Here is a 19744-nt window from a genome sequence, read left to right on the forward strand (position 1 = left end):
ACCGATGGATCAGGTCGTCATGGCGCCCGTGAAACGGGCCAGCGCATGCAGCAGAAGCACGTACACCGCCAGGTCGAACAGCGCCGGGTGCCATACCCAGCGGTAGACGCCGGACAGGGCCAGCAGGCGGCGCACCGCCCAGGAGCATGCGAGCGCGCCGCCTGCCAGCAGCAACAACCCGGGCAGGTACACGCCATAGAAGCTTGTTTCGATCATGGTTGGAGCGCGCCGTGGGCGGCCGGAAAGAGGTTGCGTCGAAGGCCCACGAGGGCGGCGATGGCGGCGCTGGAAGGCTGCGGGGTGGGCATGTTGTGCGCGGCGTGTGTGCTGTGTGTGCCGTGCGCGGTGTCGCCGTGCAATGCGGCGAGCAGCAGGCCGTCGATTTGCGGCAGCAGTGCTTCATGGCGCCGTGGCGCGCCCGCCGCCTGGGCGCGAAAGACCCGGGCCGAGTCCGCGAGGAGGCGGCCGACGGCCTCGGCCGGCAGGCAGCGGCGCCACCGCTGCAAGGCGACGAGGTCGGCACCCACGCGCAGATCGCGCAGCGCCGCCCGCGCATGTTCGCCTTCACCCGGTGCGGTGCGCGGTGCAAGCTGCGCGATGCGGTCCAGCATCCGGCCCGCGTAGGCGTCGTGCGCGGACGCGTCCTGCGGGCGGGCGGCCAGGTCGGCAAGATCGGCAAGATCGAGCGAGGTCGCGCGCCGTATGCGCCGCGCGCTCCAGTCGCTTCCCACGCTGCGCACCAGGGCGGTGACGCGCGCCGCGGCAACGGCGCCCAGGATCAGCGCGAGGTTCGAGTTGACGAGGCTCGGCAGGTCTGCGCTCGCGGTGTCCTGCAGCGCCAGCGTTCCGGCCACGCCGAAGAACATGCCCAGTGCCGCGAGCGAACTGGCCGGCCGCGCGATGTAGCAGCCGACAAGCAGGAAGAAGGGCGCGATGCACAGCGCCAACATGGCGAAGTCGCGCGCCAGCGGCATCACCGCCAGCACGCAGAACACCGACACCGGCAACGACCACAGCAAGGCGACGACGAACTTGTGCATGGCCGGCACGGGGTCGTCCATGGTGGCGAAGAAGCTGCAGAACACCGCCGCCGACATGGCCGCGGCCGAGCCCGAAGGCCACGCCGTGGCGATCCAGACCGCGCAGCATGCGCAGGTGGCCAGCACGGCAGTCACGGCCGAGCGCAGGGCCAAACCCCTGTCCAGGTGCAGCACCTTGTGGCCGAGCGACGCGGCGCGCCGCAGCGGCGGTGCGGTGCCCGCGAGGCCGGCGTCGATGTCGCCACGCAGGCTGAGGCAGGCGTGCCAGTCGGCCATCAACGCTTCGAGGCGCACGGCGAGGTCGATGCGCAGTGCGCGTACCCAGGGCGACGATGCGGGGCCGTCCGCCAGGGCGCGGAACGCGGCGCGTGCTTCGTCCGTGGTCGCTTGAGGAATGCCTGGCGTGCGTGGCGCCGTCCAGCTTGCATGCCGTTCCAGTGCCGAGACGACGTCTGCTGGCAACTCGCCCTCGGCGGCCTTCAGTGCGTCGAGCCGGTCTTCCATCGCCGACAGCGTGGGCGTGAGCCCCGAGATGCGGTCCTGCATCGCGCGGACGGCGCCCGCCGTCCAGCGAAGGTTGCCCGTGTCGAAGGGCACATGCGTGGACAGCAGCCGCAGCTGCGTGATGTCTTGCGCCAGCCGCTGGCGGTCCGCGGCCACGCGCGCACCGTGTTCATCGCCCGCGTTGCCCACGGTTCCCAGCAGGTCGTCCATCCACCGGCGCGCGTCGCCCAGCGCGCGGTCCACCAGGCCGAGCAGGGGCGACGCCAGGCTGGCCGGCAGCGCGATGCTGTGGACCACGCTGGCGCACAGGATGCCCAGCCCTATCTCCTGCACCCGCGCCACGGCGGTGTCGAACATGGCCGCGGGCGCGTCCACCAACGGAAAGCCGATGAGCGCGGCCGAGTAGCCGGCGAGCATGAACACATAGGAGCGCGCGCTGCGGTCCAGCAGCGACAGGTAGAGGCACAGGCCGGTCCACAGCGCCAACGCCAGCGACAGGAGCTCGGGCGAGGCAGACAGCGACGGAATCAGCACCACCGTGGCCGCGCAGCCGAGCAGGGTGCCCACGAAGCGATAGAGCGCCTTGGAGCGCACGTTGCCGGCCAGCGGGTGGGCCACGATGTACGCGGTCATGAAGGCCCAGAAAGGCCGGGGCAGGCCGGCGCAGTTGGCCAGGTACAGCGCGAGCATGGCGCCCGCGAAGCTCTTGAGGGAGAAGAGCAGCTCCTGGCGCGAGAAGCGAATCCGTTTCATGCGCCGATGCTAGGCAGCGGGCCACGCGTCGGAAATTGCATTCCTGGCCGAACGATTTCTTTTTTCGGTCACGGGGCTGGAGGCATGGCCGGCGGTGCCCGTCGGCAGGTGGAGCCCTTCGGCGGCCGCGCGAGAATGGCGGGCCCGCCCCCACCATTGGAGACCATGCCACGCCCCGAGGTCGACCCCGAAGACCTGGACTACCAGTTCACCGTTCCCGTCATGGCGCTTCGCGTGGATGTCGAGGCGCGTGCGCGCGAAATACCGGTCCACCAGCATCACATGGGGCAGCTCGTCATCGCGCTGCGCGGTGCCGTGTCGTGCGAGGTGCCGGGCACCCTCTGGATGGTGCCGCCGCAGGCGGGCGTGTGGATTCCGGGCGGCACGCCGCACAGCAACCACGGCACGGCGAACGCGCTCATCTTCTACCTGTTCGTCGCCCCGGGCATGGCCGCGTTGCCGACCCACTGCTGCACCCTGGCCATCAGCCCGATGCTCAGCGAAATGATCCAGCACCTGGCCGGCCTGGCGCCGACCTACGAGCCCGGCAGCGCGACCGACCGGCTGGCGCACGTGCTGCTGGACCAGCTGGGCGCCATGCCCAACGAAAACTTCTCGCTGCCGATGCCGCAGGACGCGCGGCTTCGCAAGATATCGCGCGCCATCACGCTCGACCCCTCCGACCGCCGCACCCTGCAGGACTGGGCGGGCGAGACCGGCACCAGCGAGCGCACGCTGAACCGCCTGTGCACCGCGCAGACCGGCCTGAGCTTCGGGCGGTGGCGGCGCCAGTTGCACATGATCGTCGCGCTTCGGGAGCTGTCGGGCGGAGCGACCGTGCAGCAGGTGGCGTACGCGCTGGGGTACGAGTCGCCGTCCGCCTTCATCACCATGTTCAAGAAGGCGTTCGGCAAGCCGCCGGCCACCTACATCGGCGAGCGGCTGAGGGCAGGCTGAGGCCGGGCGGCCGAAGGCGCGTCAGGCAAGGGCGTGAGCGAGCCGCTCTAGCTCCTTCTTGTCCTGCACCTCGACCGGTGCGATGCCGCCCGGCGACCGCCGCCGCAGGTACTTCAGGTACGCCACGTACCCCGACAGGTAGTGCTCCACGTCGTCGATGCGCACCCTGAAGCTGTGGTGCCGGATGAAGAAACTGCCCACGATGCGCGCCGGGTTCCTGAAGTACATGGCCAGCTCGGGAAAGAAGTGCCCCGTCATCAGGTAGCGCGCCCGCTGCTCCAGCGCCCGATGAAACTTGTCGAGGTCGAAGCCTTCCAGCAGGTGCGACAGCTCGGGCGTGCGCTGCAGCCGCTCGATCATTCGCTCGGCCGCCATCATCAGTTCCAGCAGCGTCGGAAAGGTGGTGATGCGCTCGAGCACGAAGTCGAGGTGGTCGCGCACGTTGTCCAGGCCGAACTGGTAGTAGCGCGCCTCGGGCTTGTACAGCGTGAGTTCGTTGACGCAGTAGCTCAGCCAGTGGTCGTGCGCGCGCCAGTGCCCGGCCTCGATGAAGTGGCCGAAGGCCAGCTCGGCGCTGCGCAGCCAGCGCGCGTCGCGGGTCAGGCCGTACAGGCGCATCAGGCCGAAGGCGGCCTCGCCGTCGTAGTAGATGATGCGGCTCTCTTCCTTCACGCTCAGCCTCGGGTGGTCGAGCACATGCACGAAGCGGCCCGTCACCGGGTCCTGCATGTGGACGATGCCGAGCGCCAGTGCCTCCAGCAACGGCATGTACCGGGTGTCGCCGGTGAGCTCGGTGTACTTGACCAGCGCCAGCAGGCACACCGCATTGCCGCCCAGCTTGATCTCGTCGCCCTCGTCGACCAGGAAGGCGGCCTGCGCGCCCGAAGGCAGCGCGAGGTGATGGATGAAGTGCGCCGTGAGGTGCGCGAGCGCCTTGTCGACGGCCTCCTTGTGCCGCGGGTCGCGCGTGAGCTCCCAGCCTTCGAGCAGCGCGTAGGTCGAGCTTGCGTGCCGCAGCGTGTTGTAGGTGGGAATGGGGCGGTCGAAGCACGGGAACCAGCCGTAGTGGTACTTGCCCGAGGGCGTGACCTGGCGCGCCAGGTAGCTGCTGCTCGCGCCGATCACCTCTTCGACGCACGCCGCGTCCCAGCGCGGCAGCACGCGGTGGCCGCGGTTGCGGCCCTGGTGCTCCACGCGGTGCAGCGCCTTGCCGTCGGTGAACACGGCGCGCGTCTCGAACAGCCACACGCGCTCCTGCGGTTGCGTGGGCCATGCCAGTTCGCGGTCGAAGCGGCGCCGCCCGTAGAGCTTCAGGTTGGCGTCGTTCGGTGTCGCCTCGTCCTTGGTGCCGTCGTACAGCACGGCGTTGGCGCCGATCTCGGGCTCCAGCAGGGCCACGGAAAAGGCTTCGTCGAAGGCGATGCCGAAGCGGAAGTAGTTGCGCTTGGTCGCGGCCAGGCCCTGGGTCAGCGTGTCCCAGCGCATCGGATGCACCGTGTGCACGACGTCGACCCGCAGCCACGGCACCGACAGCACGGCGCGCTTGCGTTGCCATGCGCCCAGCAGCTGGGCCGCGCGCTGCCAGGTGGCGCCGAAGTCCTTGCCGCGCGCGACGACCACATGCGCGCGCTCCTTGCCGGTGCAGGCGGACAGGAAGAGCACGCCGGGCTTGTCTGAGGGTTTGTCTTCTGCTTCCGGCGCCGCCGCGCGGCATTCGTTCCACAGCTCGGCGCTGGCGGGGCGGGCGGCGGCCAGCAGTTCATTCAGGCTCATCGGGCTTGTCTTTCTGCGATGCGGGGGACGGCAATTCAGGGAGCAGCGCCAGGAAGGCTTCGAGTTCGCCGGCGTAGGCGGTGTCCACCGCGTTGGTGCGGCGGGCTTCGACGCGAACCACGTCCTGGATTTTCTTGAACATCTGCGCGTCGTGTTGCGCGGAGCGCTGGTCGGCCTCTTTCCACTGAAAGGCGGGCCACCCTTGCCGCGCGCTCACATCGCGGGCCAGCGAGGCCAGCGATTCGAGCAGCGCCTTCATGAAGGCGGCGCCGTGCAGTTCGTCGTCGTGCACGACGCGGCTGCCATCCACGTACCTGAGGTTTTCCAGGTCGGGCGGCAGGCGCATGCGGCCCACCGGGTCCAGCAGGAAGGCCAGCCGGTTCCACACGTGGCTCGCGGCATAGGTGGTGTCGAACAGCGCCGCCTGCAGCGCGCCGGGCGATGGCGGCAGCGGCTGCTGCGGGCCGCTGCCGGGGCGCAGCGCGTACTCGGCCCAGCGCGCCGTGCCTTCCAGGAACCAGCGCGCCTTGAACATGGTGTAGCCGTACTGGTGCAGGTGAAAGAGTTCGTGCAGCGGCGTCGGGTTCTGGTTCGGGCGGCTGTTCAGCAGGTCGATGCGCAAGGCGCAGCGCCCGCCGGAGCCGTCGAAGCCGAGCCGGTAGTTCACGACCTCGTCGTACGCGAGGCCGTTGCGCTTGTCCATCTTCAGCAGGAACACGTCGATGGCCGTGGCTTGCGCGTAGCGCGGCTGCCGCAGCGGCGCGACGAGGCCCATCACCTCGCTGAACAGCCGGCGGCCCGCGACGAGCTGGGTGGCGACGTCTTCCACCTTGTCGGGGATGCCGTTGGCGTTCAGGTCGCGCTGGTCGGGCAGCGCGTGCGGGCCGGTCACGGCGTAGACGATGCGGAACTCGTCGCGCACATGGATGCGGTCGAGGGTGGCGAACGGTGTGCTGTTGCCCGGGCGGCAAGGCCCCGGTGCGGGCTGCTGCGCGCTTGCCGCCACGCCCAGGCAGGCGATGCAAAGCCAGGCCGCGACGCGCAGCAGCGTGCCCGGCTTGGGCGGCTTGCGTGGCGTGCGCGGTGCCGCCACGGCTTCGCGAAGGTCGGCGCCCGGGCCCTGTGGAAGGTGCACGCTCAGTCCGCCATCGAGTGCGCGAAGAGGCCCAGGTTCGCGGCGGGTTCTTCACTTCGGCGCACAGGGCTTTCGCGCACGACGGGCAGCCAGGGCGGCGCGAGCCTGTCGAAGGCCGGGTTGACGCCCAGGCCCATCAGCAGGTGCACGCGCTGCGAGGGCTCGTTGCTGCGGTTGACCGCGCGGTGTTGCACGTCCACGCGCACCAGCCAGGCCGAGCCGTCCGCCGGCAGGTGCACGCTCTCGATGCTGCCATCGGCGCGCTGCCACTCGAAGAAGCAGTTCGGGTTGGTGACGATGGGAACGTGCAGGCGCCAGGTTTCCGTTTTCGCATCGGTGTGCAGCGGCATTTCGGCGCCTTCGCTTTCCAGCTGCATGATGCGCGCCCGGTAGGGCTTCAGGCCGCTGCCGGCGAGCGCGTCCATGGCGTGCGCCAGGCTGCCGCTGCAGGCGTCGGTGGGGCTCACGCCGCGCACGTTCGGGCCGCCGGGGCTGCCGGAGTTGATGCGGCGAATGCCGTCGTGCAGCGTGCCGTCGCGGCTGGTCACGGCCCAGCCGATGTAGTCGACCCGGTTGTCCCGGTACGGCGTCGAAGGCATCTGCTGGACGTGGGCGAAGAAATGCGCACGCAGCGCTTCGGGGTCGATCCTGAAATCTTTCAGGCGCGCATACATGACATCGCTGGATTGCTTCATGTGTGTTCCTGTGGGCGGCAAGCGCGGGCGTTCGGTGCCACTCGAAAGGACGCACCAGGCCGGGCTTGCCGCTGCAATGGGGGAGAACGGCCATTCGATGGCCAAGGCGCCCTGCGCTCCGGATGCGGACCTTGCGGTGCGGACGGTGCGCTGGAAAAGGGCGGCGAGCTTGCGTGAGCGTGGTGCGCTACGACGGAGCGACGTGAGACCGTGGGACCGTGGGCAGCGTCGGGCGGGCCGGAGCCCGTGCCGTTGGTCGAGGTCTACAGGTCTACAGGTTTAAGTAAAGCGCGCCGCCGGGCACGGCGGGCGCATCGGTCGTTCCAGCCATCTGGAAGGCGGGGTCGCGCAACGGCGTGCGTGGTGGAAAGCAGGCGCCGCGACTTCGGCGCACCGCAGATCGGGCACCCCGGCCATGACAGCGTCGTCGATGTTCAGTTCGCCGGCCGCGCTTTTGTGATGCGTGCCCGCGTTGGCGTTGTCCTGAGCGCAGTACGAGACTTCGCCGGCCTGCGCCTGCCCGGCTTCATCGAAGACGTTGAAGAGGCCGGCGCGCACCTGCAGCACGTCTTGCACTGCCGCCGCCCAGCCGTTGCAGCACAGCAGGATGGACAGGATCAGCAAGGAGAAGGTTCGGCGGCTCATGGCGATGGCATCGGGTGCCATCGCACCTCGGTGAAATCAGTCTATCGCCGTGATGCCCGCATGTCAGCGGCCGGTGGGCGTTTCTACGGAAACCGGTGGGTCGCCGCGGGCCCGTTCTCGCACTCTTGTCTGCTCACATCGGCGGCATCCTGTCGAACTTCGGCAACGCCGGGTCCAGCACATCCCATGCGTGCGCGCGCACGGCGTAGGTGACCACTTGCGGCTGGAACAGGCCGGGGTCGTCCAGGCTCGCGGCATGCACGGTGAAGACGTCGGGCATGGCCGCGAAACGCATGAACACCGGCGAGCCGCAGGTCAGGCAGAAGGCGCGGGTCTTGACGTTGCCGCTGTCGCCGGTGATGTCCCACAGCGTGGCCTCGCCGGTCTGCTTCACGTCGCCGCGCGCGAACGTGAGGTACGAGCCGTGGCCGGTGCCGCTCTTGTGCTGGCAGTCGCGGCACTGGCAGTGGTTCTGGAACAGGGGCTCGGTCGGTATCTCGTAGCGGATGGCGCCGCAGGCGCATCCACCGGTGTAGGTCTGGCTCATCGCGCGGGTCCTTTCAAGGTCGCTGCCGGGTCGGCATGGCGGCCAATCTACCGGCGCTTGCGCCAGCGCGGGGAGTAACAAGTGCGTCGTGAATGGCCGCTGCGGTGGCGGGTTCAGACCTCGACCGGCACATGAAAGTCGATGACCGCGCCCGGCTGGTCGGGCGCGAACCTCCCGTCGTACAGCTCGAAGTCGGGGCTGTCGGCCACGCGCAGGCCCGAGGCGGGAATCAGCTCGCTCCAGATGGTCGCCATGGCGCTCTTCACCTGCGGGTGCAGCGCGGAGCCGTTCAGGGCGATGCGGAACACCACGTAGGTCGCCGCCGGAATCTCCTTCACGGTGAAGCCCTTGGGCAGCTCGCGCTCGGTCGCGGACGCGGACACGCCCACGCTCACGCTCAGCCCCACACCCGCCATGTACTGGAAGCTGCCGCTGTCGCGGTCGACGCTCCACACCACGCCGTAGGTCGCCCAGCTCGGGCTCTGGCCCTTCAGCGGCAGAGCGCCGACCAGCGTGGACCACAGCTGCGGAATCTCGGATTTGCTGGCGTTGTCGAAGCGGCGCGAAGGGCCCGCGACGCTGAAGGCGTCGAGCCGGACCAGTTCCGGCAGGCGGGTGACGGCGGTGGAGAGCGTGCGGGGTGCGTTCATGGGAAATTCTCCTTCGATGGGTGTGATCTGGTTGAGCGCGAAGCCGTCGCGAAAGCGCCCGGGCGACACGCCGAAAACGCGCTTGAACGCGCGGGAAAACGCCTCTTGCGATTCGAAGCCGCAGTCGAACGCCAGCTCGACCAGCTTCAGCTCGGGCTCCGTCGCCAGCCTTCGGGCGCCGCGAACCAGCCGGCGCCCGCGCACGTGCGCCATCACGCTGCGGCCCATGCGGGCGGTGAAGAGGCGCGAGAAGTGGTACGCCGAGAGGCCGGCGCGTTGCGCGATCAGCTCGAGCGTGAGAGGCGTGTCGAGTTGCTCCTCGATCCATGCGACCAGGGGCAGGAAGAGGTCGGGTTCGGTGGGGCGTGGGGAAGGCGGGCTGTCCATGCGGCTGATCATGAATCAGCCGTGGCCGGTGTGTCCTGACCGAACTTGCTGTGGCCGCCGTGCCTAGGCCACGCCGTTGCCTTGCGCCTGCTCCAGCAGCCACGCCCGGAACACCTGCAGCGACTGCATCTGCGCCGACTCTTCCGGGTAGACGAGGTAGTAGCCCTTGGCGTGGCGCCACTTGCGGCGCGACAGCCGCTTCAGGCGGCCCGCCGCGACCATGTCCTCGCCCATGTAGGGCGGCAGCAGGGCCACGCCCATGCCGGCGACGGATGCGTTCAGGGCCATCGACATGATCTCGTAGCGCGGCCCCTCGCGCCCGGCGCCGCCGGCGATGCCTTCGAGCGCGAACCACTCGTCCCATGCGTCGGGCAGCGTCTGGTGGTGGATGAGCGATGCGCGGGGTGTGCCTGCATCGACGGCCTTGCCATGGGAGGCGATCCACGCGGGCGCGGCGTAGGGCGACAGCACCAGCGGCAGCACGAACTCGCTGTGCAGGCCCGCGCGCTGGCCGTCGCCGAATTCCAGTGAGGCATCGACCGCGGTGGCCCGAAAGTCCACCGGACCCACGCGCGTGCCCAGGTTGAGAAGGATCTCTCCATGGTCGCGCGTGAACCCCGGCAGGCGGGGAATGAGCCAGTAGCTGCCCACCGACGCGCCGACCGACAGCGACAGCTCGCCGCCCCGCCCCTTGAACGCCATGACGTTGGCCGTGGCGCGTTCGAGCCGGTGCAGCAGCGGCGCGACCTCGCCCAGGTAGTAGCGCCCCGCGTCCGTCAAGGCCAGTGCATCGCGCCGGCGGGTGAAGAGCCTGACGCCGAGTCGGTCTTCCAGTGTCTGGATTTGCCGGCTCACCGCACCCTGCGTGAGGCGCAGCTCCTGCGCGGCGGCCGTGAAGGAGCGCAGGCGCGCGCTGGCCTCCATGCAGAGCAGCGACGTGGTGGACGGGGCGCGGACGTGGTGGTTCATGAGAAAAGAGCAGGTTCGGTGCACGAGCCCGCAATGGGTTGGCGGGCGCACTGAAATCATGCATGAGAAAAGCGCATGCAGGGGCCAGCAAACATGGTTTGCCCGCCGCGGGCTGCCACCGCACCATCGGCCGCTCACACCACTGCCTGGTGTTTCAACGATGAAAGGATGTACCGATGACCGCCACCCCTCCCACGCGACGCGATGTCCTGCAGCTGGGCTGTGCCGCCGCCTGCGCTGCCACCTTCGCCGGCGTGCCGCTGCTGTCGCGCGCGGCAGGCTGGCCCGAGCGCCCCATTCGCCTGGTGGTGCCCTCGGCCGCGGGCGGCTCGCCGGACGCGGTCTGCCGCATCCTCACCGGCGAGCTGGCGCGCTCGCTCGGCCAGCCGCTGGTGGTGGACAACAAGCCGGGCGCGGGCGGCAACATCGGCATGATCGACATCGTGCATGCCGCACCCGACGGCTACACCCTGGGCTACGGCAACGTCGGCACGCTGGCCATCAACAAGTCGCTGTTCAAGAAGCTGCCCTATGACCCCGACACGCAGCTTGTGCCCGTCGCGCTGCTGGGCTACGTGCAGAACGCCCTGGTGGTGCGCAAGGACCTGGGCGTGGACAGCGTGAAGGAGCTTGTCGCGCTCGCCCGGTCGAAGCCGGGCGCGCTCAGCGTGGGGTCTGCGGGCAACGGCACGACCGGGCACCTGAGCGGCGAGCTGTTCAAGCGCATGGCCGGCATCTCGATGACGCACGTGCCCTACCGCGGCAGCCCGCAGGCCATCCAGGACCTGATGGGCGGGCAGGTCGACCTGCTGTTCGACAACCTCAGCTCCATTTCGCCGCACATCAAGGCCGGGCGGCTCAAGGTGCTGGCCGTGACCGGTGCCCACCGCAGCGCGTTGTTCCCAGACATCGCGACCATGGCCGAGGCCGGCGTGCCGGGCTACGACGTGGTGGCGTGGGGCGGCATCGTCGCGCCCGCCAGGACGCCGGCCGCGGTGGTGGCGCAGGTGAACGGCGCCATCAACACCATCCTGGCGATGCCCGGCATTCGCGACCGGTACGCGGCCATCGGCTTCGAGACCTTGACGGGACCGCCCGAGCGCCTGACCGAGCGCGTCGCGCGCGAAACCCCGATGTGGGCCGACGTGGTGAAGCGCTCCGGCGCGCAGCTGGACTGAGGGGCGCGCATGTTCGACCTGATCATCGAAGGCGGCACCGTCATCGACGGCACGGGGGCGCCACGCCTGCGCGCGGACGTGGCCATTGCGCAAGGGCGCGTTGCCGCCATCGGCGCGCTGTCGGCGCTCGCGGCCCGTGAGCGCTTCGACGCGCGCGGGCGCATCGTGGCGCCGGGCTTCATCGACGTGCACACGCACGACGACCGCCTGCTGCTCGACACGCCCGTGGGCGCGCATTCCAAGCTGTCGCAAGGGGTGACCACGGTGGTCACCGGCAATTGCGGCGTCAGCCTGGCGCCGCTGCAGGCCGCCACCTCGCCGCCCGCGCCGCTGGACCTGCTGGGCACGGACGCCTGGCGCTTTGCGCGCTTCGGCGACTACCTGGACGAGCTGGAAGCCTCGGGCCCCGCAGTGAACGCTGCATGCCTCGTCGGCCACTCGACCTTGCGCGTGCGCCACATGGACCGGCTGGACCGCGAGGCCACGTCGCACGAAGCGCAGCGCATGGCCGGCGACCTGGCCGACGCGCTGGCGGCAGGTGCCATCGGCATGTCGACCGGGCTGTATTACCCGCCGGCCAGGGCTGCGAGCATGCAGGAGGTGGTCGCGGTCGGCGCGCCGCTGACGGGCGCCGGTGGCGTCATCACCATGCACATTCGCGACGAGAGCGATGCCATCGACGAGGCGCTGCGCGAGGCGCTGCTGATCGGGCGCACGCTGGGCGTGGACACGGTGCTGTCGCACCACAAGCTGGTCGGCAAGGCGAACCATGGCCGCTCGGTGCAGACGCTGGCGATGATCGAGCAGGCCGCCGAGGGCCAGCCGGTGTGCTTCGACTGCTACCCCTACAACGCCTCTTCCACCATGCTGCTGCCTGGGCGCGTGGCGCAGTCCGACGACGTGCGCGTGACCTGGTCGAAGGCCGATGCCAGCGCCGCCGGGCAGTCGCTGTTCGCGCTGGCGCGCGAGCGCGGCGTCACGCCGGAGCAACTGGCGCAAGACCTGCAGCCCGCGGGCGCCATCTATTTCGCGATGAGCGAAGCCGACGTGAGCCGCATCCTGGCCCACCCGATGGCCATGGTGGGTTCCGACGGCCTCGCGCACGACGTGAGCCCGCACCCGCGCCTGTGGGGCACCTTCCCGAGGGTGCTGGGGCACTATGTGCGCGAGCGCCGGCTGTTTTCCCTGGAGACGGCGGTCCACAAGATGACCGGCTTGAGCGCGCGGCGCTTTGGGCTGCGGGGCCGGGGCGTGCTGGCGCCGGGCCACCATGCGGACGTGGTGGTGTTCGACGCGCAGCGCGTGGCCGACCGCGCCACCTTCGCCCACCCGACCGAGGTGAGCGCGGGCATCGACGCGGTGTTCGTCAACGGCCGCCTGGCTTGCAGGGACGGCCGCAGCCTGGATGTGCACGCCGGTCGCGTGCTGCGGCACGGGCGGGCGGACTGATCGACTGAGCGGCTGACCGGCTCGCGGCGCGTCTGGCGCGTCTGGCCTACCCGACCACCTTGGCCGCCAGCTCGGCATTGACCGCGTACTGCTCCGCAACGCTCACGGCCTTGCGGGAGCTGATGTGCACCGAGCCTTCCTTCGCCCAGAGAAAGGGATAGAAGTTGAAGCACTGGTCCGCGCGCAGGGCCTGTACGTCCGCCTCCCAGCCGCTCCAGCGCGCGCTGCCGTAGAACACCTGCAGCCGGTCGGTCGAGGCCCATTCGAGAAAGTCGCTGTAGCCGATGTCGAGCGACTCCCACGCGAGCGTCTCGGGCGCCCAGTAGTACACCGCACCGGCGTCGTTGCCCAGCCCGCCGCCGTTCAGCGCGAAGAAGCCGCCCAGCACGTCGTCCGCCACCAGAAGGAAGCCGGCCGCGCTGGTCGACTGTTGTGCGTTCCAGTCGGCGATGTTGCGCGGCAGCCGGGCATGCCCCGAGCCGAGCACGCGCAGCCAGCCGTGGTCGATGAGCAGGCCGCCGGTGTCGTAGGCGACCGCGCCCATGGTCGAGCGCGTGGTCACCTGCAGCGCGAGCAGCACGCGAGCGCGATCGGCTTCGGCGGGCGCCAGGATCTCGAAGGGGTGGTTGGGACTGGAGTCGGCGTTGGCGGCCGCGGCCCATTCCTGTAGCAGCGGCAGGGCGGCGTCTTCGGTGTCGATCAGTTCGTCAAGCGTGCGCATAAGAGGTTGCTAAGAAGTTGGTTCGAGGAAATCGTCGCGATGTAACGCGAAAGAATTGTTAATTCGGCGACTTTCAATTTGAAGTTCTTACAACTTCAGCGCCGTACATGCTGCTTTCAGACGGTAAAGTGCCGGTCTCCGGTTTCGGATTGTCCGCGACCCTTTCACCACCGCCTCTCGGTCCCCCGCTTTCTTCATGTCCAACCTCATCGTGCACGGCGGTACGCCGCTGCGTGGCCGCGTCATTCCCTCCGCCAACAAGAACGCCGTGCTCCCGGTGCTCTGCGCAACGCTACTGACCTGGGAGCCCTTGCGACTGCTCGGCGTGCCCGACATCACCGACGTGCGCAAGATCCTGGACATCTTCCGCACCCTGGGCAGCGAGGTGCACATGGACCACGAGAGCGGCACGCTCGAACTGCACCACCGCGAGACCAGCTTCGACGCCGCGCGCCACCGGCTGCCGGAGGAGATGCGCTCGTCGATCATGCTGGTGCCGCCGCTGCTCGCGCGCTTCGGCGTGGCGCGGCTGGAAGACAACGTGAAGGGCTGCACGCTGGGCGTGCGCGAAATCGACCCGCACGTGGAGGTGTTCCAGCGCTTCGGCGGCGAGGTGGAGCGCACCGAGGGCTCGCTGCTGGTGCACAGCAAGGGCCGGCTCACGCCAACGGACCACTGGCTGGACTACGCCTCGGTCACCACCACCGAGAACTTCGTGCTGTGCGCGGCGGCGGCGGGCGGTACATCGACGCTGACCAATGCCGCCTCGGAGCCGCATGTGCAGGAGTTCTGCCGCTTCATGGCCATGATCGGCGTGCGCATCGAGGGCATGGGCACCTCGCGGCTCACGGTGCATGGCGGCGGCACGCTCACGGGCGGCGAGTTTCGCTTCGACGAAGACTTCCACGAGATCACCACCTTCCTGGCGCTGGGCGCCATCACCGGCGGCGACGTGGTCGTGCGCAACAGCGCCCCCGAGAACTTTCCGCTGCTGGACCGCACCTTCGCGAAGTTCGGCGTGCAGATCGTGCATGAAGACGGCTGGTCGCGCGCCATCCGCAGCGGCCCGCTGAAGGTGCAGACGCCGTTCACGAGCAACGTGCTGACCAAGGTCGAGGCGGCGCCGTGGCCTTACTTTCCGGTCGACCTGCTGCCGATCTTCATTGCGCTGGGCGTGCGCGCGCAGGGCAACGCGATGTTCTGGAACAAGGTGTACGACGGCGCGCTGGGCTGGACCGGCGAGCTTTCGAAATTCGGCGCGCACGTGTTCTCGTCGGACCCGCACCGCCTCATCACCTTCGGCGGCAACCCGCTGACGCCCGCGGTGGTCGAGAGCCCCTACATCATTCGCGTGGCGATCGCGCTGTTCATGGTGGCGGCGAGCATCGAGGGCAAGTCGGAGATCCGCAATGCCGCGCCCATCCGCCGCGCGCATCCGCGCTTCGTGGAAAACCTGCGCAGCCTGGGCGTGCAGGTGGAGTGGACCAGCGAGGAATGACGACGCGCGCGGCCTGCACTCGCTAGCTGGTTCGCTGGTGAGGGAGCGGGCCTTCGGCCGTCAGAACGACGGCACGGGGTTCTTGCCTTCGGTCAGCACGTAGGCGCCGTTGCGCCAGGCGTAGACCAGCGTGGTGTCCACCGTGTCCACGCGCCGGGCCTTGGCCCCGCTGGTGCGCTCGCCCTTGAACACGATGCGCAGCTCGCCCGGCGTGGTGTCGTCGGCACCGGGCGCGAAGGCCGGCGTGCCGCCGATGTCGTAGCACTCGCCGCGCGGCGGCTCCTCGGGCTTCTGCGACTTCAGCACCTTCTCGCAGGCCTCGTCGGCGCCTTCGTTGGTGGCCGACAGCGCGATGGACGGGATCAGCGTGCGCACCGCGCCCGCCTCCAGCCCGTACACCGACAGCCACTGCCCGCAGTAGCCCTGCCAGCAGCTGCCGTTGGTGATGGTCAGGCCGAAGCGCTGCGGCGCGATGCGTTCCACCTTGGTGGTGCCCAGGTTGCCCATGAAGCCGAGGTAGTCGACTGCGTCGTTGCGGCTCGCCAGCTTCCAGCCCTCGGGGCCCTGCTCGAAGAAGTAAGCACCCAGCCACGCGCCGCTCACGTGGCCGTCCATGGGCTGGCCCTGGTCGTCGAGCGGCACGGTCTCGGTCAGCATCACGGCGTGCGTGTCGTCGAGCTTGACGACCTCGCGCGGCGACACGCGGGCGTTCTGCTCGGCCGCGCTGTCGGGCACGGTCTTGCCGTCGTTGCCGGTCTCGGGCAGCGAGACGATGTCGGGCTGGCCCGGCTTGGCGTTGGGGCCTTGCGAATCGGGGAACACCAGCGCCATGAGTTCGGCGCGCTTGAGCGAGGTCGCTGCGGTGGCCGGCGCCGCGGATGCCGCTGCCGTTGCTGCTGGCGCAGGGGCTGCCGCGGGTGTTGCCGTGGTCGTTGCAGCGGGCGCGGCAGCTGTGCCGACGGCCGCTTCCTTCTGCGGGCAGCCGCCGAGCGCGAGCAGGGCGGCGGTGGCGACGGCGACCGCGCCGGTGCGCTGCAGCGGCTTCGAAAGAACGGACGGGCGCGAGGTCGCAGGGGTCGTGGTGGGGCTGGGCATGGCCGCCATTCTGCCGAAGCCGAATGGCGATGACCCTGTCGCTGCGGTGACCTCCGCCTTGGCGGGACAATGCCCGGCATTCCGACGACCCGCACGACAAGGAGCACTTTCACGATGGCCACGCTGCAACAACTTCTGGGCACCGAACTTCCCCTCATCCAGGCGCCGATGGCCGGCGTGCAAGGCAGCGCGATGGTGGTCGCGGTGAGCAACGCCGGCGCGCTGGGCTCGCTGCCCTGCGCCATGCTGAGCCCCGAGATGCTGCGCAACGAGCTGGCCGCCATCCGCGCGGGCACCGGCAAGCCCTACAACGTCAATTTCTTCTGCCACACCCCGCCGGCCGCGAGCCCCGAGCGCGAGGCCACGTGGCGCTCGGCGCTGGCGCCGTACTACGCCGAGTTCGGCATCGACGCGGCCAGCATTCCGGCCGGCCCGGGCCGCAACCCCTTCAGCGCCGACATGGCCGACCTGCTGGCCGAGTTCCGCCCGCCGGTGGTGAGCTTTCATTTCGGGTTGCCGCCCGAGGCGCTGCTGGCGCAGGTGCGCGGCTGGGGCGCGAGGGTGCTGGCCTCGGCCACCACGGTGCAAGAAGCGCTGTGGCTCGAGGCGCACGGCGCCGACGCCGTCATCGCGCAGGGGCTCGAGGCGGGCGGCCACCGCGGCCACTTCCTGTCGCACGACCTCACCAAGCAGCTCGGCACCTTCGCGCTGCTGCCGCAGCTGGTGCGCGCGCTGAAGGTGCCGGTGATTGCGGCCGGCGGCATTGCCGATGCCGACGGCGTGGCCGCGGCCATGGCGCTGGGCGCGGCGGGTGTGCAGGTGGGCACCGCCTACATGCTGGCGAACGAGGCCACCACCAGCGCGCTGCACCGCGCCGCGCTCCAGAGCGAGGCCGCGCGCCACACGGCGCTGACGAATCTCTTCACCGGCCGCCCGGCGCGCGGCATCGTCAACCGCGTGATGCGCGAGCTGGGCCCCATCGGCGCGGCGGCGCCTGAGTTTCCGCTGGCCACCTCGGCCATCGCGCCCTTGCGCGCCAAGGCCGAGGCCCAGGGCAGCGGCGACTTTTCTCCGCTATGGTCGGGGCAGAACGCCACCGGCTGCCGCGAGGCTTCTTCCGCGGACATCACACGCGCACTCGCCCAGGGCTTTCGTTGAGCGACGTGCGAGCAACCGAACCATGACCCAACTCCACCTCCCCCTCAAGTTCCTTGAACACCCCGCGCAACCTTCGGTGCGCGAGCCCTGGCTGCTGGTGCTGATGCACGGCGTCGGCAGCAACGAGCAGGACCTGTTCGGCCTGGCGCGCATGCTGCCGCCGCAGTTCCACGTGCTGAGCCTGCGCGCGCCCTACGTGCTGTCGCCGGACTCGTACGCGTGGTTCGAGTTCCAGGTGCTGGCCAACGGCGAGCGCCACATCGACGAAGAGCAGGAGCGCGAAAGCCGCTTCCTGGTCGGCGAGATGCTCGCCTCGGCCGCGCAGCAGCTGGGCATTCCGCCGGAGCGTGTGGTGGTCGGCGGCTTCAGCCAGGGCGGCATCATGGCGCTGTCGCTGCTGCTGACCAAGCCCGACACGGTGCGCGCCGCGATGGTGTGGCACAGCCGGCTGCTGTCGCAGGTGGTGCCGCACGTGGCGCCGGCCGAGGCCTTCGAGGGCAAGGCGCTGTGGGTGAGCCACGGCAGCGCCGACAACGTGATCCCGCCCAGCGCCGCGCAGGTCACGCGCGACCTGGCGCGCACGCTGCCGCTGGCGTTGTCGGGCGCGGATTTTCCGGGTGCGCACGAGCTGCGCCCGGCCGAGCTGCAGGCCACGGTGGCCTGGCTGCAGTCGCTCAGCGCGCCGACGGGCGCTTGAGGCGAACGGTTGAAACGGGCGGTTGAAGGGGGCGGTTGAAGCGGGCAGTCAGCGCATGCCGGCGCCCAGCCGCGCCATCGTCATCGCCTCCATCTCGCCGACCCAGTCTTCGTTGCCCATTCCCGTTCCCGTTCCAGCTTCGGGCTGCACCAGCAGCCGGTAGCGGCGCCCGCCCCACGCGGCCGTCAGCAGCGCGTGCACCGTCGCGCTCGACGGCTGCGGCCGCAGGTCGGTGCAGGCCGCGAAGGCCTGCACCCATCGCGCGGCGAGTTCGTCGTACACGCGGCGGTGATGCTTGGGCTCCGCCACGCGGTGCTCGAGCATCAGCATCTCGTGGTCGAACGCGGGCAGGCCGTCGAGTTGCGTGTCGCAGGTGATGCGCACCAGCCGCGTCACGCGCTCGCGCCATGCAAGGCCCGACGGCGCGACCACCTCCGCATCGATGCGCGCGAGCAGCGCCTCGATGCAATGGCGCACGTAGCCCGACAGCAGCGCCTCCTTGTCGGGAAAGTAGTCGTACAGCGTGCCCACCGCAATGCCGGTTTCCAGCGCCACGGCGCGCGTGGTCACGCCTTGCCAGCCGTGCGCGTTCCAAATCCGAACAAAGGCGTCGTAGATCGCCTGCACGGTGAACTTGCCGCGTGCCTGCGTAGGGCGTTTCAGGGGCTTGGAGCGGGGGGTGTCCGGCATCGGCGGGTTTTCCGAACCCGCCGCGAAGCGGGTCGCCATACAGTTTGCGAATGAACAACGCATTCACTTTAACGCGCCTGCAGACGCGCAAGAACGCCCTCGGCACCACCCGTGTCGTGACCACGCCGGACGACGGCGCGCTGCAGCCCGGCGAGGTGCTGCTGAAGATCGGCCGCTTCTCGCTGACCACCAACAACATCACCTACGCGGCCTTCGGCGACGCCGTCATGAAGTACTGGCAGTTCTTCCCGACCGGCGATGCCGACTGGGGCCACATGCCGGCCTGGGGCTTCGCCGACGTGGCGGCCTCCAACGTGGAAGGCGTGGCCGTGGGGGAGCGCTTCTACGGCTACTTTCCCATCGCGAGCCACCTGCGCATGCAGCCCGTGCGCGTGACCCCGCGCGGCTTCTACGACGGCGCGCCGCACCGCGGCGAACTGGTGTCGGCCTACAACCAGTACATGCGCTGCAGCCAGGACGCGGGCTACGCCGCCGCGCTGGAGGACTACCAGATGCTGGTGCGCCCGCTGTTCATCACCTCGTTCATGCTGGCCGACTTCCTGGAGGACAACGGCTTCTTCGGCGCCAAGCAGATCGTGGTGTCCAGCGCATCGAGCAAGACCGCGTTCGGCACCGCCTTCTGCCTGGGCCGGCGCGAGGGGCTGGCGCTGGTGGCGCTCACGTCCGGCGGTAACCGCGCCTTCGTCGAAGGCCTGGGTTGCTACGACCGCACACTGGCGTACGAAGAAGCGGCGACGCTGCCCGCCGATGTGCCCACGCTGTACGTCGACTTCTCGGGCAACGATGCGCTGCGCGCCACCCTTCACCACCACTTCGGCGACGCGCTGGTGTACGACTGCTATGCGGGCTCCGCGCAGAAGACCGAGTTCCTGGGCGACACCAGCGCGTTGCCCGGCCCCACGCCGCAGCTGTACTTCGCGCCCGTGCAGATCCGCAAGCGCAACGCCGACTGGGGCCCGCAGGAGGTGAACCGCCGCTTCAACGAGGCGCAAGGCAAGTTCATCGCGGAGCTCGCCGCGCCCGGCAACCGCTGGATGGCGCTGGCGCAGGGCGAAGGCTTCGCGCATGCGCAGGCGGTGATCGCGGACCTGCATGCAGGCAAGGTGGATCCGCGGCTGGCGCATGTGGTGCGGATCGGGGATTGATTGCTGCGCCTCCCATGAAAGAGGGATGAGGGCATCC

The 19744-nt window shown here is 69.8% G+C and carries 19 protein-coding genes; 7 read left to right on the forward strand and 12 right to left on the reverse strand.

What is annotated here, in order from left to right:
• Positions 1–9: 9 nt before the first annotated feature.
• The gene (locus AB6807_RS19660) at positions 10–216 is read right to left on the reverse strand and encodes a DUF1656 domain-containing protein (protein ID WP_116909696.1); all 207 of its coding nucleotides are present in this window, start codon (positions 214–216) and stop codon (positions 10–12) included.
• Positions 213–2297, reverse strand: coding sequence for an FUSC family protein (locus tag AB6807_RS19665; RefSeq protein WP_371085857.1), 2085 nt, complete (start codon positions 2295–2297; stop codon positions 213–215). The genes AB6807_RS19660 and AB6807_RS19665 overlap by 4 nt, the downstream gene beginning before the upstream one ends.
• A gap of 165 nt (positions 2298–2462) precedes the next feature.
• On the opposite strand from AB6807_RS19665, the gene AB6807_RS19670 reads away from it, so the two are divergent.
• Complete coding sequence (locus AB6807_RS19670; protein ID WP_371085858.1) at positions 2463–3254, forward strand: helix-turn-helix transcriptional regulator; 792 nt, start codon at positions 2463–2465, stop codon at positions 3252–3254.
• A 21-nt stretch (positions 3255–3275) separates the two neighbouring features.
• Here AB6807_RS19670 and AB6807_RS19675 read toward each other — a convergent pair whose 3' ends face one another.
• The 7 genes from AB6807_RS19675 to AB6807_RS19705 all read right to left on the reverse strand — a co-directional run bounded on the left by AB6807_RS19675 (position 3276) and on the right by AB6807_RS19705 (position 10055).
• Positions 3276–5027, reverse strand: a complete 1752-nt coding sequence (locus tag AB6807_RS19675) for a Mur ligase (RefSeq protein WP_371085859.1) — start codon at positions 5025–5027, stop codon at positions 3276–3278.
• Complete coding sequence (locus tag AB6807_RS19680; protein WP_371085860.1) at positions 5014–6162, reverse strand: hypothetical protein; 1149 nt, start codon at positions 6160–6162, stop codon at positions 5014–5016. The genes AB6807_RS19675 and AB6807_RS19680 overlap by 14 nt, the downstream gene beginning before the upstream one ends.
• 2 nt (positions 6163–6164) lie before the next feature.
• Positions 6165–6857 carry a hypothetical protein gene (locus AB6807_RS19685; RefSeq protein ID WP_371085861.1) on the reverse strand — a complete coding sequence of 231 codons (693 nt, stop codon included), beginning with the start codon at positions 6855–6857 and terminating at the stop codon, positions 6165–6167.
• Between the two features lie 279 nt (positions 6858–7136).
• Positions 7137–7523: a hypothetical protein gene (locus AB6807_RS19690; protein ID WP_371085862.1), complete on the reverse strand. Its 387-nt coding sequence runs from the start codon at positions 7521–7523 to the stop codon at positions 7137–7139.
• A 112-nt stretch (positions 7524–7635) separates the two neighbouring features.
• Positions 7636–8049, reverse strand: coding sequence for a GFA family protein (locus AB6807_RS19695; RefSeq protein ID WP_371085863.1), 414 nt, complete (start codon positions 8047–8049; stop codon positions 7636–7638).
• A 113-nt stretch (positions 8050–8162) separates the two neighbouring features.
• Positions 8163–9098 (reverse strand): helix-turn-helix domain-containing protein, encoded by a 936-nt coding sequence (locus AB6807_RS19700; RefSeq protein ID WP_371085864.1) that lies wholly within the window; start codon positions 9096–9098, stop codon positions 8163–8165.
• A gap of 51 nt (positions 9099–9149) precedes the next feature.
• Entirely contained in the window at positions 9150–10055 is a 906-nt protein-coding gene (locus AB6807_RS19705) for a LysR substrate-binding domain-containing protein (RefSeq protein WP_371085865.1), read from the reverse strand.
• A gap of 176 nt (positions 10056–10231) precedes the next feature.
• Between AB6807_RS19705 and AB6807_RS19710 the strand changes: the two genes are divergently transcribed.
• The gene (locus tag AB6807_RS19710) at positions 10232–11233 is read left to right on the forward strand and encodes a tripartite tricarboxylate transporter substrate binding protein (protein ID WP_116909687.1); all 1002 of its coding nucleotides are present in this window, start codon (positions 10232–10234) and stop codon (positions 11231–11233) included.
• A gap of 9 nt (positions 11234–11242) precedes the next feature.
• Positions 11243–12682: an amidohydrolase family protein gene (locus AB6807_RS19715; RefSeq protein ID WP_371085866.1), complete on the forward strand. Its 1440-nt coding sequence runs from the start codon at positions 11243–11245 to the stop codon at positions 12680–12682.
• A 46-nt stretch (positions 12683–12728) separates the two neighbouring features.
• Here AB6807_RS19715 and AB6807_RS19720 read toward each other — a convergent pair whose 3' ends face one another.
• Positions 12729–13403, reverse strand: a complete 675-nt coding sequence (locus AB6807_RS19720; protein WP_371085867.1) for a DUF2625 domain-containing protein — start codon at positions 13401–13403, stop codon at positions 12729–12731.
• A gap of 196 nt (positions 13404–13599) precedes the next feature.
• Here AB6807_RS19720 and AB6807_RS19725 point away from each other — a divergent pair, with 196 nt between their 5' ends.
• Entirely contained in the window at positions 13600–14901 is a 1302-nt protein-coding gene (locus AB6807_RS19725) for a UDP-N-acetylglucosamine 1-carboxyvinyltransferase (protein WP_286514839.1), read from the forward strand.
• Positions 14902–14961: 60 nt separating this feature from the next.
• Here the strand turns inward: AB6807_RS19725 and AB6807_RS19730 are convergent, their stop codons facing one another.
• Complete coding sequence (locus AB6807_RS19730; RefSeq protein WP_371085868.1) at positions 14962–15996, reverse strand: hypothetical protein; 1035 nt, start codon at positions 15994–15996, stop codon at positions 14962–14964.
• A gap of 114 nt (positions 15997–16110) precedes the next feature.
• Here AB6807_RS19730 and AB6807_RS19735 point away from each other — a divergent pair, with 114 nt between their 5' ends.
• Both AB6807_RS19735 and AB6807_RS19740 read left to right on the forward strand, forming a co-directional pair.
• Positions 16111–17154: an NAD(P)H-dependent flavin oxidoreductase gene (locus tag AB6807_RS19735; RefSeq protein WP_371085869.1), complete on the forward strand. Its 1044-nt coding sequence runs from the start codon at positions 16111–16113 to the stop codon at positions 17152–17154.
• Between the two features lie 22 nt (positions 17155–17176).
• Positions 17177–17851 carry an alpha/beta hydrolase gene (locus AB6807_RS19740; RefSeq protein WP_286514843.1) on the forward strand — a complete coding sequence of 225 codons (675 nt, stop codon included), beginning with the start codon at positions 17177–17179 and terminating at the stop codon, positions 17849–17851.
• Positions 17852–17899: 48 nt separating this feature from the next.
• Here the strand turns inward: AB6807_RS19740 and AB6807_RS19745 are convergent, their stop codons facing one another.
• Positions 17900–18541: a TetR/AcrR family transcriptional regulator gene (locus AB6807_RS19745; protein WP_371085870.1), complete on the reverse strand. Its 642-nt coding sequence runs from the start codon at positions 18539–18541 to the stop codon at positions 17900–17902.
• A 50-nt stretch (positions 18542–18591) separates the two neighbouring features.
• Here AB6807_RS19745 and AB6807_RS19750 point away from each other — a divergent pair, with 50 nt between their 5' ends.
• A complete protein-coding gene (locus AB6807_RS19750; protein WP_371085871.1) occupies positions 18592–19707 on the forward strand; it encodes a DUF2855 family protein in 1116 nt (371 codons plus the stop codon).
• Positions 19708–19744: the final 37 nt, after the last annotated feature.

The organism is Variovorax sp. RCC_210 (assembly GCF_041355175.1).
Classification (GTDB): domain Bacteria; phylum Pseudomonadota; class Gammaproteobacteria; order Burkholderiales; family Burkholderiaceae_C; genus Variovorax.

Bases quoted from the DNA above. Each gene is read 5' to 3' on its own strand.
- AB6807_RS19745 (WP_371085870.1), bottom strand. From the start codon at position 18,541: ATGCCGGACACCCCCCGCTCCAAGCCCCTGAAACGCCCTACGCAGGCA.
- AB6807_RS19665 (WP_371085857.1), bottom strand. From the start codon at position 2,297: ATGAAACGGATTCGCTTCTCGCGCCAGGAGCTGCTCTTCTCCCTCAAG.
- AB6807_RS19730 (WP_371085868.1), bottom strand. From the start codon at position 15,996: ATGCCCAGCCCCACCACGACCCCTGCGACCTCGCGCCCGTCCGTTCTT.
- AB6807_RS19735 (WP_371085869.1), top strand. From the start codon at position 16,111: ATGGCCACGCTGCAACAACTTCTGGGCACCGAACTTCCCCTCATCCAG.
- AB6807_RS19690 (WP_371085862.1), bottom strand. From the start codon at position 7,523: ATGGCACCCGATGCCATCGCCATGAGCCGCCGAACCTTCTCCTTGCTG.
- AB6807_RS19675 (WP_371085859.1), bottom strand. From the start codon at position 5,027: ATGAGCCTGAATGAACTGCTGGCCGCCGCCCGCCCCGCCAGCGCCGAG.
- AB6807_RS19710 (WP_116909687.1), top strand. From the start codon at position 10,232: ATGACCGCCACCCCTCCCACGCGACGCGATGTCCTGCAGCTGGGCTGT.
- AB6807_RS19700 (WP_371085864.1), bottom strand. From the start codon at position 9,098: ATGATCAGCCGCATGGACAGCCCGCCTTCCCCACGCCCCACCGAACCC.
- AB6807_RS19725 (WP_286514839.1), top strand. From the start codon at position 13,600: ATGTCCAACCTCATCGTGCACGGCGGTACGCCGCTGCGTGGCCGCGTC.
- AB6807_RS19720 (WP_371085867.1), bottom strand. From the start codon at position 13,403: ATGCGCACGCTTGACGAACTGATCGACACCGAAGACGCCGCCCTGCCG.
- AB6807_RS19670 (WP_371085858.1), top strand. From the start codon at position 2,463: ATGCCACGCCCCGAGGTCGACCCCGAAGACCTGGACTACCAGTTCACC.
- AB6807_RS19715 (WP_371085866.1), top strand. From the start codon at position 11,243: ATGTTCGACCTGATCATCGAAGGCGGCACCGTCATCGACGGCACGGGG.
- AB6807_RS19705 (WP_371085865.1), bottom strand. From the start codon at position 10,055: ATGAACCACCACGTCCGCGCCCCGTCCACCACGTCGCTGCTCTGCATG.
- AB6807_RS19695 (WP_371085863.1), bottom strand. From the start codon at position 8,049: ATGAGCCAGACCTACACCGGTGGATGCGCCTGCGGCGCCATCCGCTAC.
- AB6807_RS19660 (WP_116909696.1), bottom strand. From the start codon at position 216: ATGATCGAAACAAGCTTCTATGGCGTGTACCTGCCCGGGTTGTTGCTG.
- AB6807_RS19740 (WP_286514843.1), top strand. From the start codon at position 17,177: ATGACCCAACTCCACCTCCCCCTCAAGTTCCTTGAACACCCCGCGCAA.
- AB6807_RS19685 (WP_371085861.1), bottom strand. From the start codon at position 6,857: ATGAAGCAATCCAGCGATGTCATGTATGCGCGCCTGAAAGATTTCAGG.
- AB6807_RS19750 (WP_371085871.1), top strand. From the start codon at position 18,592: ATGAACAACGCATTCACTTTAACGCGCCTGCAGACGCGCAAGAACGCC.